Below are 16,345 nucleotides of genomic sequence, written 5' to 3' on the forward strand. Positions count from 1 at the left end.
CACGCGGTGTCGTGGGCGCCGAACCGGCTAGATGTGTTCGGCCGCGGCACCGATGGCACCCTGCAGCACTGGGCGTGGGACGGGACCGCCTGGGGTGGTCCGGGGTCTCTCGGCGGGGCGCTGGCGGATGCCCCGCACGCGGTGTCGTCGGCGCCGAACCGGCTAGATGTGTTCGGCCGCGGCACCGATGGCACCCTGCAGCACTGGGCGTGGGACGGGACCGCCTGGGGTGGTCCGGGGTCTCTCGGCGGGGCGCTGGCGGATGCCCCGCACGCGGTGTCGTCGGCGCCGAACCGGGTGGATGTGTTCGGCCGCGGCACCGATGGCACCCTGCAGCACTGGGCGTGGGACGGAACCGCCTGGGGTGGTCCGGGGTCTCTCGGCGGCACCCTGGCGGATGCCCCGCACGCGGTGTCCTGGGCGCCGAACCGGGTGGATGTGTTCGGCCGCGGCACCGATGGCACCCTGCAGCACTGGGCGGGGACCGGACGCGGCTGGGGTGATCCGACGTCCCTCGGCGGCACCCTGACGGATGCCCCGCACGCGGTGTCCTGGGCGCCGCGTCGGATGAACGTGTTCGGCCGCGGCACCGACGGAACCCTGCAGCACTGGGCGGGGACCGGACGCGGCTGGGGTGGTCCGACGCAACAACGACGATTCCGGTACGACTCGCTCGGCCGGCTCATTCGCCAATACTTGCCGGAACGCGGTGCTGGGATCCCCGAAACGGTGGGCGGCGCTACCGAGTACTGGAGTGAATCGTTCGCGTACGATGCACGCTCGAATCTTGTTCAGATGGAGGACTCACGCGGAATTGTCAGCGACTTCGATTACAACAACGACCCCTTCGACCGGCTCGGTTCCGTATCGCGCAACATGGGATCGTTCCGCGACCATGAGCACCCCGTCGCCGGTATGGGCGTCGTTTTCTACCACTATGAGACGACCGGTGACCTCCGCCGCGTTCACGAAGAGATCTGTTCAGGCGCCTCTCGGCGGGTTTTCCATCATGACCCCGTCCTCGGCCTCGTGTCCGTGGTCACCACGATGGACCTCGCGCCCAACCGCCCATTCACGATCGACTACGGCCGTGACCAACTGGCCCGGGTGCGCACCACCACCTTTCCGGCCCAGTATGGCGACGGCGCCGGCAACCAGCGACCCATTCTGGAGGTTGCGCGTCGCCTGAGGGGCCTAGTGGACGAGCTCTACGTCAACGGCGACACCCTCGTCCACGACATCGCCGACACAGCGGCCGGCCAAATCGCCCACCTGCTCATCGGCCCTGACGACATCGACGAGACCTACAAACGCGATCTACCCAATCCGCTCCTCCTCTCCGGGCAAAGCCTCAGGCACGGCAACGGGGCAATCTCGAACGTCGACTACCGGTACCACCCAGCCGCCACCGCATCCGGACAGCCGCCCCAGCTGCACGTCACCCAGGATCTCCTCGACCCCTCCGGAACCCGTGTGGCCGTCTACGACCGGCTGGGCCGCCTCAGGGATTACGCCGGTGGCCCGCAACCGACCGGCACGTGGGGCGAGAAGTACACGTACGACCTACACGGGAATAGGCTCGGCGGCATGCCCCGCGGTGAGATAGTCTCGGGCACGCCGACACCGTCTGATGGCCTGCAGGAGCTGAGCTACGAGTACCTCACTAACCGCATTCTCACCGCAGGGTTCGATCACGATGCGGCGGGGAATGTCACCGCGGCGCGCATCAACGGGGTCGACTACAAGTATCAGTATGACCTCGCTGGCCGATTGGCTTGGGTACACAACGGAGCCACGCAAGAGATCACCGGGTATCTGTTCGGCGCCTGCAACCGCCGACGCGGCACAATTCGGGTAGGCGCCACCACCTGGCCGCCCACTCACCACCCTGGAGGCGTGCCACCAACGGAGATCAAATCCGCCACGTTCTACATCTGGGATGAAGACACGGTCATCGCCACCTACGAAGCCAACGGGCCAGACATCGAGAACACTCTCGCCTGGAAAGAACTGTCCTTCAACCTAGGTGACCGGCTGCTCTCCACCTGGGGAAGAGTAGACAGCAACCTCAAGCGTGTCCACTACCTCCATCCCGGCCGTACCGGGACGCGGTACGTCACCGAACCTGAAGCAGGCCCACCCCTGGGCGTCGCCCACGAGGCGCTTCCATACGGGGGCGCACTCGTGAGTAACGCGGGGATATCTAGCCCTTTCACCAGCTATGACCGCGACACCAGCACAGGGCTCGACTACGCCGTAAACCGCTTCTACCACCCGGAACTCGGACGATTCCTCCAACCAGATCCGCTTGGCGCCGGAGCATTCAATCCTTACGGCAGCCAAAGCCTGAACGCTTACGCCTACTGCGGTGACGATCCCGTGAACCACACAGATCCCCTTGGACTGGTGCCTTGCATGGTCAATTGCTGGGACTGGGATGGCAGATGGGTCGGAGGCGGCGGTCTTGGGGGTTGGGCTCCCCACACGGACCAGGGCCGAGTCGGCGGCGGCGGTTACGAGCGGCCAAAGGTCGACAAGTACGACCCCAGCGGTACCGGCTGGGACGACGCGCGCCTCGCGCCACATGGGAAGCGGGCCCGCGCGGCGAAATCAGAGTCCTACACTTCACACACTCAAGTCGCAGCGGAATCCATTGTCGCAGCGGAAGCCGTTTACTGGTATGAAACGGAATCGTGGAAGAAGATCATGGACGAGGGTTGGACGTTCATGGGGGGTACCGTGGGAGCCATGCTCGGCGGCCCAGTCGGGGCAGGTATCGGGGCCATGCTCGGAACGCAGATGCCTGAGGTCATCGACTACGGGTGGGCAGGTGCGAAGGAAGCGTGGGTGATTTACGGTATCGTCCCGCTAGTGGCCCGTAGTGCCATGACTGTCTACGGTCGGGCTATCAACGATTTCGCCGACGATAACTCGAACTTGCCGCAGACGCCTCGGGACCCTTGAGTGGAACTGCGGGAGGGTGCGTCGGCCGTCACGCTGCATGCTCTGATGGTGCCGTATTGACGGGCCGGAGCACCTCAACGATCGCGCCGCGCTGTCGCGGCGGGTTGTGCTGACAGGTTCAGAGCTGACATAAGATCCACTATCGGACCCGGGCCAATGGGGGACAGGTCCACCGAGCCGGCGATTCGCCCGATGGTTGCCGGCGATTGGCGCCGAGATGACTCGTTGTGTCCATTACGGCCCTGACCCCAGCCGCCGAGCCGACCTGCAACCGTCACGGGTCACCATCGGTCGAACGGTGCGAGTCGGAGCCGAGGTCACCGTTCCAGTGAGGCGTAACGAACCGTGAAAACGCAGTCATCGGCGCGGAGGCTCCTGCAACCGAAGACGTGCCGCCAATCTCATTGCCGTGGGAGCACCCGCGCGAGTTGCTCGCTCACTTGCCCACCGATCCCAGGCTAGGAGGTGTGAACAAACGCGTGAACAAATGAAGAGATCGAATGCAGGCGAGTGCAGTGCTTGAGAACTCGACGCCCGCGGGATCGCAGGCGAGCGCAGGGCCTGAGATCGAGTGCGGGCGTGGTGACGTCCATACATTAGGGTTCAAATCCCGCCGTCACCGCGCTTAGAAAATACCTGATCAGCGCAACTTTCAGGTGGCGCTGATCGGTTCTTGGGAACAAAACGTGAACAAATTCTGTACACGGATTGTGCACGCCTGACGCCGTCGGGTCCCACTTTCGAATGTCTGTGTCGGCCGACATCCGCGGAATCACGCCGAAGTTAGCCGTCGGTGAGTATTGAACCTGCGGTGGGATTCAGCCTCACCGCAGGTGGCAAACGTTGACTGGTGGCTTCGCTTTACGCGGCGGCCAGCAGAAGTTGCTGCCGCACGTCCCCCTGGTCGTCGCCAGAGTGTGTCCAGGTCACGCTGTCCGGGTGAGGTCCCCGCTAGCCGAGCGATTGCGGCCACGTCGTTGCGGCCGGCGGACGCCAAAACCACCATCGCTCGTCGCAACTTTGACGATCGAGCGGTCTGACGTGCGCCCCGGCGCACGATGCGCTGCAACTCGCGAACCTCAGCGTCGTTCGGGCGACGCACCCGCACAGGTTTGCTCATCCCGCAGGAAACAGACCTGACCGCGCCGGTGGTGAACGCGACCCATCAACCGCTGTGGTCAAGCACCAGCCGACGCAACTCCCCTTGACAAAGGTGGCCGGGGGCGTACCCTCGCCAGCAGGTGCGTTTCCCAGTCCGCAGTCGCTGTCTGCTGAGGGCTCGGAGAGGGGGATCCTTCATGGTGATCGACACGTGCACCAAGGCTGACGACGCGAGCAGTGCGTTGTTCGCTCAGTTCGAGCTAAAGATATCTGCGGCCCGAGCCCTGCGCGACGATTGCATCGGTGAGGCGCAGGCCCGGTTCGACGCAGCAGTCGCCAGCGGCAAGCCGCCCTTCGCTCAGGCCAGCGCCAGATTCGTGAAGGAAAAGAAGGCCTGTTCTGACGCCTTCGAGGAAGCCCGGCGACCGCTCGACAAGAAGCTCGATAAGGATCTGAAGCGCATTCGCGAAGAGGCTAAGAGCAACCTGGCGGTTCTGGATCGCCTGCTCATCACGACCGAGGCGCTGGAACCGCTCGCGAAGAAGCTCAGTCGTGTCAACTGGGCAACCGGTGTCGGTCCTGTCGAAGAACCGGCCCGCATCCACACCGTTGGCAGCTTTGCTGAGCTGAAGCGAGAGATGTCGGCCGATCGCTGTCTTGCTCATCTCATGCTCGTACTTGAAGCCGAAGCTGAAGAATTGGTCTTCGGGAGCACGCGTCGTTCCGTCACGGCATTTGTTAACGGCCTACCCTCGAAACCCCGCCTACGGTCCGGCGACAGTCTCTTCATCGAGGGTCAGCTAATCGGTTCCGAGCCGTCGGACGTCGCTCTCCTCCGCGATGCGGTGAGTGTGGGCCCTATTGGATTTCATGTCAACTGGACCAAGGTAGGACCAATACTCGAATTGACCGCCATAAATAAACTGTTGCCAACCGACAAAGTCGCACAATGCAAGGTAAGGCTGACCGGCAACGCGACGGTCTGGACGACGGACAACAAGGGAAGAGCAACGATCAATCTTCCGGCTCTCGCGGACAACACCTATGACCTGAAGTTTGAGCCCGCAGACGCGCTCCCGAACAGCCAGGAAGTGGGGCCCAAGACTCTGCCAACTGTCGCGCCCATGCAAAGGATGTGGCGACCCCTCAACGGAAACCTCACGATACGGGCAGGCAAGGTAGTTGCCGTAGGCGGCGATCTCACGCTCAAGGGCAAGAAGTTGACCGCCGAGCTACAGCCGGTCTTTATGAAATCCCCCAGGTTCACGAAGCGGACCAAACCGCGGGATCTGATCGTCGTCCACCATACTGACAGCCTAAATACGCCGGTGATCTTGAAAAAGTTCATGCGTAATATGCCGGGCAACGCGGACTACTTCATCGATATCGATGGCCAAGTGGTGAAGCTAGTTGAGGACGCTGACCATGCGGAGCACGCCGGTATCAGCTCCTGGGGTGGACAGCTCGCGAACAATTCCCGATCCTTCGGCATAGAGATTCAACATGAAAACGACCCAGACGCCGAGAACCCGACGCGGCCGTACCTGCCAGCCCAGATGAAAAGCCTAAAGCGTCTCCTGAGCGACCTTGCTTCTCATTGGAGCATTTCAACTAAGTCGATCATCGGCCACAGCGACCTCGCGACGGGGATAGCGAGCGGCCAGATTTGCGTCGGTCGCAAGGGCGGTGATCCTGGCTTCATGTTTGACTGGAGCGACCTCGCTGCGGCTGGACTCGGAATCCCTATCAGAAGTGGTCCGCAAAAGCCAACTCCTCTAAGCAAGCTTTTCCTGTTGTTCCCTACCCTCATCCTGCAGAAAAAGGATAGTGACAGCGGCAAGATCTACGGGGGCATCCGCCTCCCAGCGGCACCGGCAGGTGCCATCGCGTCGCTTCAGAAGCAGTTGGAAAAAATCGGCTACCTTTGCCCAGTAACGGGAACCTACGACCTGCCCACCAGAAGGGCCGTCAGAATATTCCAGCAGCACTTCATGTCCGGTGTCGGCAATTTTCCCGCTCGCCCACCGAAGCCTGACCTCGTGGACGGGACAACCGCCGACCTTATACAGAGAGTGGCGTAGAGCTAGCCAAGGCTTCAACCCGCCGCCGGGGTCGCGGCCGGGGCGATATCAGATCAGGGCATCTTGGCGCCCGAATGACGTCACCCAGCTTCTGGAGACGGCACTCGACGACGACGAACCGGTAGACACCTTTGAGAATCATGTTTCCAGCCTCACCGACGAACACCTGCGTACCGACGCGATCGACACAAGCGCCTCGACGGCCCTCCTGTACCCCCCGCTGATGCCCGGTCCTGGGACTTTCGGGATCTCGTTGTCTCACACCGGTATCGCAGGACGAGTCGTCAATCGTCGGCCCCCCGAGCATCATCGGCGAACATCGTGCTCCATGGAACCAGACACCCGACGCTGCGTATGCGCATGAGCATCGCCATCCACTCTGCAGGCGTTATTTCTCCCCACTCGCGACGTCCGGAGCCCGGCGAGCGCACGCAGTAATCCGCGCCTGGCGGCGTGAGTAGGCGAGATGGTGCCGGATGGTGAGGATGTGCGGTGGTCCTCGCCCAAAACCCGGCAGCGCACGACCCCGGGTGGTGCGCGCGGATGACGAAGGCTATGTCGATTGGGGGGCTCTCTGGGAGAATGTGCCGTGCCGCAGCCTCGATTCAAGGAGAATGAAATGCCGGACGATGAAGCCCTCCGATCTCTCAATAAATCTGTTGCGGACTGGGAGCAGGAACGCGACGAGAACGCGATCCAGCTACTGGACAACGCCCTCAGCCCCGACCTCCTCTTCCGCAGAGCGAACGGCGAGATCGTCGATAAGGCTGGTTTCATAGCTGCTCTCCACGGGCCCAGTCCTTTCGTGAGCCGTGCGTCCGCCGTCACCGCGCTCGACGTGGTTGGAAACAGAGCCGTCGCCGTGGTAACAGTCACCACGACGGATGCAGAAGGCGCCACAGCTACGTTCCGCAATGTGCGCGTTCTCACCGAGTCCCCCGACGGCTGGCGGATCGGCTTCTGGTTCAACGATCGGTGGGATGCGGATGACGCCGCGTCGCCCTAGCAGGACGTCTTCGCATTCCCGACCACTCAAGGCAGCCTTTATTCCGCACGGCGCGGTGCCCTCCCCTCTAACTCCAAGTCCAATGCCGATGCGCGTGCCCGCTGAACACCCAAAGCTCAGCTCGGTCGAGGATGCGCGAGACTTGCACGTTACGAAGTGGAACGCGCGCCCGTCCCTCATCTACACGAGTCGTCGGACGATGCGGTCGTCGTTCACGGGCTCGGAGGGTTGTCGTCTAATGCCGGAACCTATGGACGCCCCGGCGAGTCTTTGTTGACGGGGTGATCGCTTCGGTGTCACCGTTGCTGACGCCGCCGTGTCGAAGGAGGCGAGGAACTAATCCCGCCCGACGCGGACGGTTCGACCGAGTCGAGCGATGTCCGAATCGGGTGGGTGGAACGATTCGAGCACCTTCTCGGCGTCGGCCGGGCCGGCGGCCATTCAGGGAGAGCGAACCCTTCCGGTGGGGAGGTCGACTCTCTTCGTCACAGCCCGCCCCCTTCCCAGGCACGGCACAGTTTGGGCAGTTCACGGCCACCATTCGCCCAGGTCCCCAGAGGACCCCGCTGATACCCGACCCACCTGGTAGGCGCCCCCACTGGAGACTCGGCACTGAGTCAGGGACCCTGGCTTAGTCGTCAGATTGCGACCGTTCGGCCACGCTCGTCGCGCTACTCATGGTGATGTTCAGGCATGCAGTAGGCGCAACCTTCGTACCCCTCAGCGAATGCTTCCTCGACGGAGGAAAATGGCCAGCGGTGCATGATCTCGTCTAGTTGGCACTGGGGGGTTTCGTGGGCTGGGTCGTGTAGCTCGCGGCTGCGCCTGTTGCCGATGAAGCCCTCTAGACACAACTCGGCGTCAAGGTTCCCGAGCGGGGTACCGAGGATCCCCGCGACATGCGCAAACAGAGCTTCATCGAAGAACGCTTGGCCATGGTGTATCGGCAATACCTGGTTAGGGACTCCCGGCAGTTGGGCGCTGTCCACGGTCACACAAATATCCCCGTTGCCCTCCCTTTGCTCAGCGAACACGGCGAGGTCCGGAATCTGGTCAAACATGGGCGACAGGCCTATAACCTCAAATGCCGCCTTCGTCCAATCGAAATGAGGTAGCAGATCTAGGAAATCCCAGTGAGGGATTGAGCTTTCGGGCATCCATAGCCACTGGTAGATCCTCGCCATCGTCACAGAGTCACCAGCCACGGTGTGGAAGCTGATGCTGGGCGTGTCGCTCGGCTGAGACAGCTTGGAGAACAGGTCGCTTCCTGGCAGCAACTGGGCCTGTGCGGCGGTCGGTTCAACGTCTATCTCCATGCGGGCGAGCGCGGCTAGGAGTAATAGCAGAGGGTCAGGCGCCAGCAACGGAGCGAGTAGTACTGAGAGTTCGTCTCTGAGTCTCCTGGCAGCGTTCGGCGCATTGGTCGCATTGTGGGGTGAGCACAGGGTAACGATCCGCCCTATCCACTCTTCACCCTCGGGATGCCTGGCCAGGTAGTAGCGGGCGAGTATCCCGCCACGGCTGTGGGCGATTATTGTCACGCGTTTCGAAGCCAGCTCGCCTGTCAGCACTTCGGCCCTTATGAACGGGACGATCAGATCTTCGAACTGCGAGAGTGCGAACTCGATTGGCCCACTGGGGTCGTCCTGGCTGTAGTTGATGATCGTATGCCCGAGGCCCAGCAGTACGCTGCGCCAGCACTTCACATCTTTCTTGTCCGACAACGAGAAGTCCGGCAAGAAGTTCAGCGGCGGCGTGAGATGGTCGTTTGAATGCCGAGCCGCGGGTCGGCCGAGATCGTAATTGTGGCCGCGCCAAGCGGGGAACGTCCATTCCTCCTTCTTGCCTCCCGTCCCGTGGAGGAGCAAGATCACTTCACGGTCTGTGCGTCGGTCTTCAGGCAGATTCGGCTCAATCTCAATCGAGCCGAAGGTTGCAGCCGGGGAGCTCATAATCAGGGTTCGCGTTCGAACAGGAGGAGCTCAGTTTCGATGACGACTGATTCGGAGTCCATGATGGTGGTCGTGCTTGTGACGACCAAGATCCGGTCGTCGGGGCCCAATGGACTGTCGTCACCCGATATGGAAATGAGCTCACCGTCTCGGTACGAGAGACTCTTCTTCAATCGAAACGCGGCAATTCCAGATCGAGACTCGAGCGTGGCACTCATCCTCGCCCGAAGCATCTCGGCTGGACCAAAGTCGTGTTGTTCACCCTCGCGAGGACTATCGACAAGCGTCTGTCTCAACTCGGCAGTCCTTGGGTGAGACCAAAACTCGTCGACCCGACCGCGCAGATCATCTAGGGTAGGCCGCGCCAACTGTCGGCTCGGCAACGGATTTACATGGCGGGCATCGTCAGCAGAATCGGGCGGCTTACCGGTCATTGGATTTCTCCCATCAGCGCGGAGCGACAGTACCGCCGCCGATTGCACAATGCGGCTACATCTGGGTTCGACTCGAGCGCGCGTGCTATCGAGGGTTCTACCTTCAGGCAGAACTGGGTTGAACACTCTTGAGGTTGCATGGCAGATGCTCAGAAGCGGCGACCTGCGAAGCCCGCCGCCCACGATAAGGGACCGAACTCGGGCAGCCGAGCGAGGCACAATGCCAACGATGGGTGACCACCAGCGACAGGAAGGCGCACGGCCCTCATAGCACGACTCCTTCCAGGAGGGCGGCGCCGTTACGCAGCGACCGACGGCACTGGATCTACCCGCACGCTATACCTTTGACTGTCCGGCCGCTACGCGCATGACCAATCGAAGCTCCACCGTTGCGCGGCCAGGGACGCATCCGGCCCGTTGGAGGCCTCTAATATTCTGGGAGTGGCGTCCCGCTGGTTGGTGGATTCTCTCAACGCCGTTCCACGCCGGCTGGCGTGGAACTGGCGCAGTCAGTTCTGGGACTACGACCTCCCGTTCCGGTGGCGTGGAGGGGCTTCATCGAGCGCTCGCTGAAGCACCGTCGGTCGGCGCCGTTCCACTCACCGTGTATGCCCGGTCAGGACGTGTCCGGCGCGGCGCAGCATCGCGTCCGGGTGGGCGGTGACGGTCCAGCCGGTGACCTGGCGGTGCGCGGTCCGGGCATCGCCCGCTCGAGCAGCCGGCGCACGGTCAGGTCCGCCCAGCGCAGCGGATGCGACAACATCACCGTCTCGGCTAGTGCGTCCCACGGGCCAGGGCCGTACGCGCGTCGGCACAGCGCGCAGCCGAGAAGCATGCGCGCCGCCCCACCGGATGCGGGTCGCCTGCCGGCCAGCGCAGGATCGTGCGCGCGTCGCCCACGACGTACGAACTACGGGCGCAGGGCACTTTATCGGGGTGCGATCTCGGGTTCTCGTTGAGGGAAGCGCCGACGTCCCCCCACGCCGACCGCCAACGGCGCTACGCCGTGCTCGAAGCAGCCGATATCGCGCACTCCGTCGGCGGGGTCCGGGTCCCGATCGGCGAGGTCTCCTGGGAGCGGTGCCCCGTGGTTGCGAGCCGGACTCGTCGGCGTCAGCCGGAAGTCGTCGATCCGCAACACGTGCTGGTCCAGCGGCCAGGGTTGCATCGCGGCGAAGAGCGGGTCGGCCTCCACGCCATGGAATTCGACCCCCGGCGGGTACTTCAGCTGCGTGTCGTCGAAGTACGTGCTCGGCTGTACCGGACTGGGCGGCGTCCGCAGCCCGTCGAACGACTTGAAGCGGGCCACTGAGGGCACCTCGTAGCTCCGGTGGAAGAACGGTTGGGCCGAGGTCTGTCCGATGCGGTGGTACAGGTTTCCGTCGCTGATCGCCTCGTCGCTTGGCCGCGGGAGCACGGCGATAAGCCGGTCGGACCCGGGCCTGTGGTTGATCGACACCAGGAGGTTGTTGATGACCCGCCTCGACGTGAGTCCGTCATACCGAAGGAAGTACGGGTAGGTGGCCGCGCCTTCCGGGTCGACTACCAGCACGGTGTTGTGGAAGATGGCGAGGTCGGGATCGGCGTTGGGGTCGGCCTTGAAGAACTGGCCGAGGCGCAGGGCCGCTACCTGGAGTTCGTCGTGGTCCTGTGGGTCGGGATCGTCGTCCGGCTGGAGAGTGTTGAGGACCTCTGGCCGTGGGTGCGGACGCCGGCCTACGGTGGGCCGGCGCAGGTCGACCAGGTTGCGGTAGAGCAGGACCGAGCCTCCGGGCAGACTGGCAGAGACCAGGTTTAGGAAGGTCAGCACGCGATCGAACGCGCAGTGGTGCACCCGGATCCGGGTGGCCTTCGATGCGATGATGAGGGCGTCGTCATTGATGTTGTCGATCCAGCAGTGGTCGAGCTCGACGTCGGTGCCGGCGAGTAGCAGCATGTCGTGGCTGTTGACGAGCTCGCAGTGGTCGAGGACCAGGTCATCGATGTCCTTCCCGCATCGAAGCAGGCTGTCGACGGTCTGTTTGCCGAGCACGTTCACCACGCCCGTGGCATCGATCGTGTAGTCGCTCTTCAGGTCGCTGCGGAACATCCACGGGGGCAGTCCGCCGTCGATGACGCAGTCGTGCAGCCGCGTGTGGCGCGAAGCGTCGTGCACCAGCAGAACGTCGGGTCCGCCGAGGAGTGTCACCGTGTCGACGACGGTAAAGGAGGACTGACTGATGGCGAGTGCCGTCCCGCCTCCTCCTCGGATGCGCAGCCCGCGGAGGACTATGCCGTCGCAGTTCTGGATCTTCACCGTGGGCACTGCGTCGGTGCAGATCGCCAGCCCGACCTGCCGTGGGTCCGTTGTGCCGGTGTAGTTCGTGACGCCCCGCTCGTCATGCGTGGTGTGGGTGAGGCGGATGTGGACCTTGAGCGTCTTCGGGTGCTGGTGGATCCCGGGGCCCATGTAGACCCACGGCCGACGAGGCAGCGCTGCGTGCTTGGGATCGCGGGCCAGTTCTCCCGGAGGATCCGTCGGCGCCATGAGGCCGGGCATGTGCCCGAACTTCTGGTTGTCGGCCCGGAGATCCTCGAGCGTGCTGTAGGTGATCAGCCGCGTGTGGGCTCTTCGGTTACGGAAGCAGCCCTTGGCCACACCGGCGGGGAGGGGATTCTTCGACACGTACTCCTCGCTCGTGCCCAGACGGTCCCAGTCGTCGTTCGTAGTTTCTCTGAACAGGTGAGCGCCGCCGTGCACTGCGTTGACCGCCCCGTCGATGATCACCCTCTCGCCCTGGTAGGCCGCTATCGTCATCGGAACTGGCGGGCGGGTGTTCTGGCGCCCCTTGATCTCGACCTGCTCCAGGTAGGTGCCCTTACGGACCCACAGATGGTCTCCGGGCGTCAGCTTGCCCGCGCCGAACCCGATGGTTGCGAACGGTTGCTCCAGGGTTCCAGGGTTCTCGTCGCTGCCCGTGGTGCTGACGAAGTAGTCCATTCCAACCTCCCGTGCCGCACGCTCCGAGGCACGCGCCGCCAGGGGCTCCGGGCCATGACCGTCCCAATGAGCGTGCTCCTCCACGCGACCGCGAGCAAGAGGGAAGTCCTCGTTAGTTCATCGCCACAGCGCTGGACCCCCTTGCGACTCGCAATGTCAAGCCACCGCCTAGTGGAGGCTGGGAAGGCCCAACCCCGTTCAGTGATCCGCTTGCGATTCGTCCTCGAGGTTCCCATGCCCTCGCCATTGGCGTTTTCCGACCGAGTGAGCGGGGTGTGAACAACGGTATGAACAGGTGGGGAGATCGCGTGAGCGACCCCGGTGTTCGGGGAGGATTCCTCGAAAGGGTTGTCTCATGGGACGTCCCAGCAAATCTCCGCGCGCGGTTCGTAAGCACGCTGTCCGTTTGGTCGCCGAGGCGAGCCGACCACTTAGCGAGTCCGCCGTGATGACTGCCGTGGCCGGGATGATCGGTATCGGCTCCCAGAAACGATCCGCACCCGGATCGGGAGGAACCAGGTCGACGCCAGCGAGCGGCCCGGTGTAACGACGGACGCGGAGGCGGAGATCAAGAAGCTCAAGTGGAAAACCCCGAATAATGCGATTGCTGAACACGTACATGATCACGGAGACGTAGCGCTTGCCCTCCTCACGTCCCACTCTCGTTCTAGAGATCCGTGTGCAGTTCCTCGTTAACCGTCTGCCGGAAATCGCCCAGCGCCACTTGCAGGGCGGCCATATCCGGGGTGAGGTTCTCGTTTCGATGGACTTGCCCAAGCGCCTTTGCGGTCGCAACTTTCACGGAGTCCATCACGGCTTGGACCCGCTGTGGAAATTGGGCGTTCTGAGCTTGATCCCACGCCACGTAACAGGCGTTCGCCCGAGTCGAAGCCTCGGATCGGAGGTCATGCTCCTGCTCCTGTAGCGCATCACCCCAGTTCGGCAGATTCCGCAGCCAGTCTTTCGCGGCGGTGCACTGATCATGGAATCTGACCACTCTCTCGATGCTGGTTCGCATCTTGGCGTCGGACAGCTTCTTTTGGTACGAAGCCTCAGCATCCGCCTTCTGCTCCTGATATGCCGCCTCGGCGTCGTCCCTCAGCCTGCGATAATTCGCCTCCGCGTCGTTCCGCTGGTGCGCATACATCGCGGCGGCGTCACGTCGCTGACGGCGGTAGATAATGTCGGCCCAGAGCCAGCCCAGCAGGGCACCGACGACGGCCCCAATGAGACCTGCTGCCATCTCGGTCCCGAACATGAGAATCAGTGTTCCATTGAACTTCCGCGGCCCGCTATACCTGGGTACTTCTACTGCAGCGGCGGTCAGAGCAGTGGACGGTCGCCGGGCGTTGGTAATAGCGGGTCGGCCTGAGCGCCCGGCGCACGGTCGGGTCCGCCGAGCGTAGCGGATGCGACACGATCACGGTTTCGGCGAGGGCATCCCCGGGCCGGGGCGGTATGCGCGCCGGCACAGGGCGCAGCCGAGCAGCGTGCGTGCTCATCCCACCGGATGCGGGTCGGCCGCCGGCCAGCGGAGGATCGTGCGCGCATTGCCCACGACGTCGAGCGCGCTGACCGAAGCGAAGCCGGCGTGGAGGAAGGCGAACACATCCCCGGCGATCTCGGACACCCATCGCGTCCACATCCGTTGCGGCCTCGGGTCGCCAGCGAATGTCGCGTTTATCGACCTGCGGACGCAGCCGATCCGGCCGGTGAGATGGGCAGCCTGGTGGCCCGTCTCGTGGAACAGCGATGTCGGCCGGTAGAGGTTGTGGCGCACGATCTTGATCGCCACCACCGGGTTGATGCTCCCGGGTGTCCACCGCAACTGCCGCCCGAAGTATCGAGGCGCCCGTGCGCTTGTCGACGTAGGCCGGGACGGGGACGGGGGTAAGCCCCCGATTGCGGCGAGCACCGGCATCACGCTGGCGGCGACGGGCTGTCGAGAGTCCGGAGCCCAGAGCGCAGGTGGCGGGTGGTGCGGGAATTGACGGCATCACCGAATAAATTGAGGGTCACCTCGACCTGCTCGGCCGATGATGCTCCTATGCTGTCAAGCCGGTGAGTTGAGCCAGTTTTCGTAGGCGGTGAGAAACACGGCGTCGTGGACCTGTCCGCGTTCGGCGAGTGAAATCTTGGCCGTGCTGACGCCGAGTCCGACGGCGGCGTTGACTTGGAGCAGGCCGAGCTGTTGGCGCTTTGGGCGCAACGCTCGATAGTCCGCTGCCGGGGGTGGGTTGGTGATCAGGGTGAAGACTTCGCGGGCGATCGCGCGTTTGAGGCAGCGGAGGATCTCCTTGGTGGTCTTTCCTTCGCTGCGCTTCTTGGCGATGTAGTCGCGGGTGCGTTGGTCGCAGGTGATTCGGGCAACGGCGATCTGGTGCAGGGCGGAGTTTGCGTGTCGGTCGCCGCCGCGGTTGAGGCGGTGACGGGTGGTCTTGCCGCTGGAGGCGGGGATCGGGTTGGTGCCGCAGAGCGCCGCGAAGGATGCTTCTGACTTGAGCCGGTCGGCGTTCTCACCCGCCGTGATCAGCAATTGCGCCGCAGTGACCGTGCCGATGCCCTTGACCTGCTGCAGGGCGGGATTGGCCTGAGCGACCGGCCGGTGGAGGTTGCCGTTGATGCGTCCGGAATCGTGTGGGACGGGCGCGAGCCCGGCGACGCAGGCGAGCCTGTCGACGGTGTCGAAGTTGTCCAGGTTGCCGCCGATCTGTGCGAGGAACGTCGCTGCCAGGACGGGTCCAAAGCCGGGCAGGCTGAGTAGGATCTCGGCATCCTCGTGTTGCGCATAGTGCTCGGCGATCTCCGCGTCGATTCCCGCGAGCTCCTCGTCGATCGTGCTGATCCGGGCGGCGAGTTTCGTCACGAGGGCAGACCCGACCGCTTCTGTCGCGAGGGCGGTATGTTGCGCGTGCGCAGCATCGACGGCCGCCTGGGCGACCTTTGCGCTGTTGCGACAGCCCCGGCCCTTCAACCATCCCGTCAGCCGAGTGACGCCGACTCTGCGAAGGCTGTCCGGAGTCGTGTAGCGGGAGAGGAGCGTGAGCGCTGCCTTGTTCTTGGAGTAGTCGAATGACCGCTCCAGCGCAGGGAAGTACTCGAGCAGCGTCGCCCGGAGCCGGTTGATCGCGCGCACCCGGTCGTGGATGACATCGAGGCGATGCGAGGTCAGCAACCGCACGTTCACTGCCACCTGGTCCGCTCCCCGCACCGGTTGCAAGTCCGTCCGCATGCGCGCTTGGTCGGCGATGATCCGCGCGTCCTTCGCGTCCGTCTTCCCATCGCCGCGATACGTTGCCGCCGCGTGGTGAACGATCCTGCCCGGGATATAGAGCACCCGCTGCCCGTGCGCGGCGAGCAACGCGATCACCAGCGCAGCACCACCAGCGTTCAGATCCGTCGCCCAGCAGACCTCGCCGTCAACAGCGAGCTCCGTGACGGTGGCGATGAGCTCGAGCAGCTCGGTCTCATCGTTGTCGATGCGCTGGGACAGCAGGACGCCGCCGGCGTGGTCTATGACGACGCAATGATGCGTCCGCTTTCCCGAGTCGATTCCAGCCCAAAGCGTTGGCATGATCGTGTTCCTTCCGGTCCGTTGTCTGGTCCCTGTTGATGACCACGCCGGCACGTCCTTACCCAACGATCAATGTCGCAATTCTCAATCAGCGGTCGAGCCATCAGCGGGCAGCGGGCGGCCATTCCCAGTGAGCCGTCGTGCGGCAGGGAGACCTGAGCCATACCCGCTGCCCGAGGGTGGCCGAAACGCTACGCCAGCTCGATCCCGGTCTCAGCAACAACGTAAGGAGCCGTCGTGCGGCAGGGAGACC

At 63.7% G+C, this 16,345-nt stretch carries 7 protein-coding genes and 2 pseudogenes; 3 read left to right on the top strand and 6 right to left on the bottom strand.

Annotated features, from left to right (window positions below; genetic code table 11):
* The 3 genes from ACPW96_RS16600 to ACPW96_RS16610 form a co-directional block, all read left to right on the top strand.
* A partial coding sequence (locus ACPW96_RS16600; protein WP_425884363.1) for an RHS repeat-associated core domain-containing protein occupies positions 1–2,964 on the top strand: 2,964 nt, incomplete at its 5' end.
* A 1,298-nt stretch (positions 2,965–4,262) separates the two neighbouring features.
* On the top strand, positions 4,263–6,146 hold the full coding sequence (locus ACPW96_RS16605; protein WP_425884365.1) for an N-acetylmuramoyl-L-alanine amidase: 1,884 nt from the start codon (positions 4,263–4,265) through the stop codon (positions 6,144–6,146).
* 619 nt (positions 6,147–6,765) lie between these two features.
* The gene (locus ACPW96_RS16610; protein ID WP_425884367.1) at positions 6,766–7,152 is read left to right on the top strand and encodes a nuclear transport factor 2 family protein; all 387 of its coding nucleotides are present in this window, start codon (positions 6,766–6,768) and stop codon (positions 7,150–7,152) included.
* 671 nt (positions 7,153–7,823) lie between these two features.
* Here the strand turns inward: ACPW96_RS16610 and ACPW96_RS16615 are convergent.
* The 6 genes and pseudogenes from ACPW96_RS16615 to ACPW96_RS16640 all read right to left on the bottom strand — a co-directional run.
* Positions 7,824–9,104: an esterase/lipase family protein gene (locus ACPW96_RS16615; RefSeq protein WP_425884369.1), complete on the bottom strand. Its 1,281-nt coding sequence runs from the start codon at positions 9,102–9,104 to the stop codon at positions 7,824–7,826.
* Positions 9,105–10,466: 1,362 nt separating this feature from the next.
* Entirely contained in the window at positions 10,467–12,518 is a 2,052-nt protein-coding gene (locus tag ACPW96_RS16620) for a hypothetical protein (RefSeq protein ID WP_425884371.1), read from the bottom strand.
* 667 nt (positions 12,519–13,185) lie between these two features.
* A complete protein-coding gene (locus ACPW96_RS16625) occupies positions 13,186–13,776 on the bottom strand; it encodes a hypothetical protein (protein WP_425884373.1) in 591 nt (196 codons plus the stop codon).
* A gap of 240 nt (positions 13,777–14,016) precedes the next feature.
* The gene (locus ACPW96_RS16630; protein WP_425884375.1) at positions 14,017–14,316 is read right to left on the bottom strand and encodes a hypothetical protein; all 300 of its coding nucleotides are present in this window, start codon (positions 14,314–14,316) and stop codon (positions 14,017–14,019) included.
* Positions 14,317–14,757: 441 nt separating this feature from the next.
* Positions 14,758–15,117, bottom strand: a pseudogene (locus ACPW96_RS16635) (transposase); the annotation flags it as partial.
* A pseudogene (locus ACPW96_RS16640) lies at positions 15,100–16,092 on the bottom strand (IS110 family transposase); the annotation flags it as partial. The pseudogenes ACPW96_RS16640 and ACPW96_RS16635, both read right to left, overlap by 18 nt.
* Between the last annotated feature and the right edge of the window lie 253 nt (positions 16,093–16,345).

Origin of the sequence: Micromonospora sp. DT81.3, assembly GCF_049847225.1 — a bacterium.
In the GTDB taxonomy this organism is placed as follows: domain Bacteria; phylum Actinomycetota; class Actinomycetes; order Actinomycetales; family Microbacteriaceae; genus Microbacterium.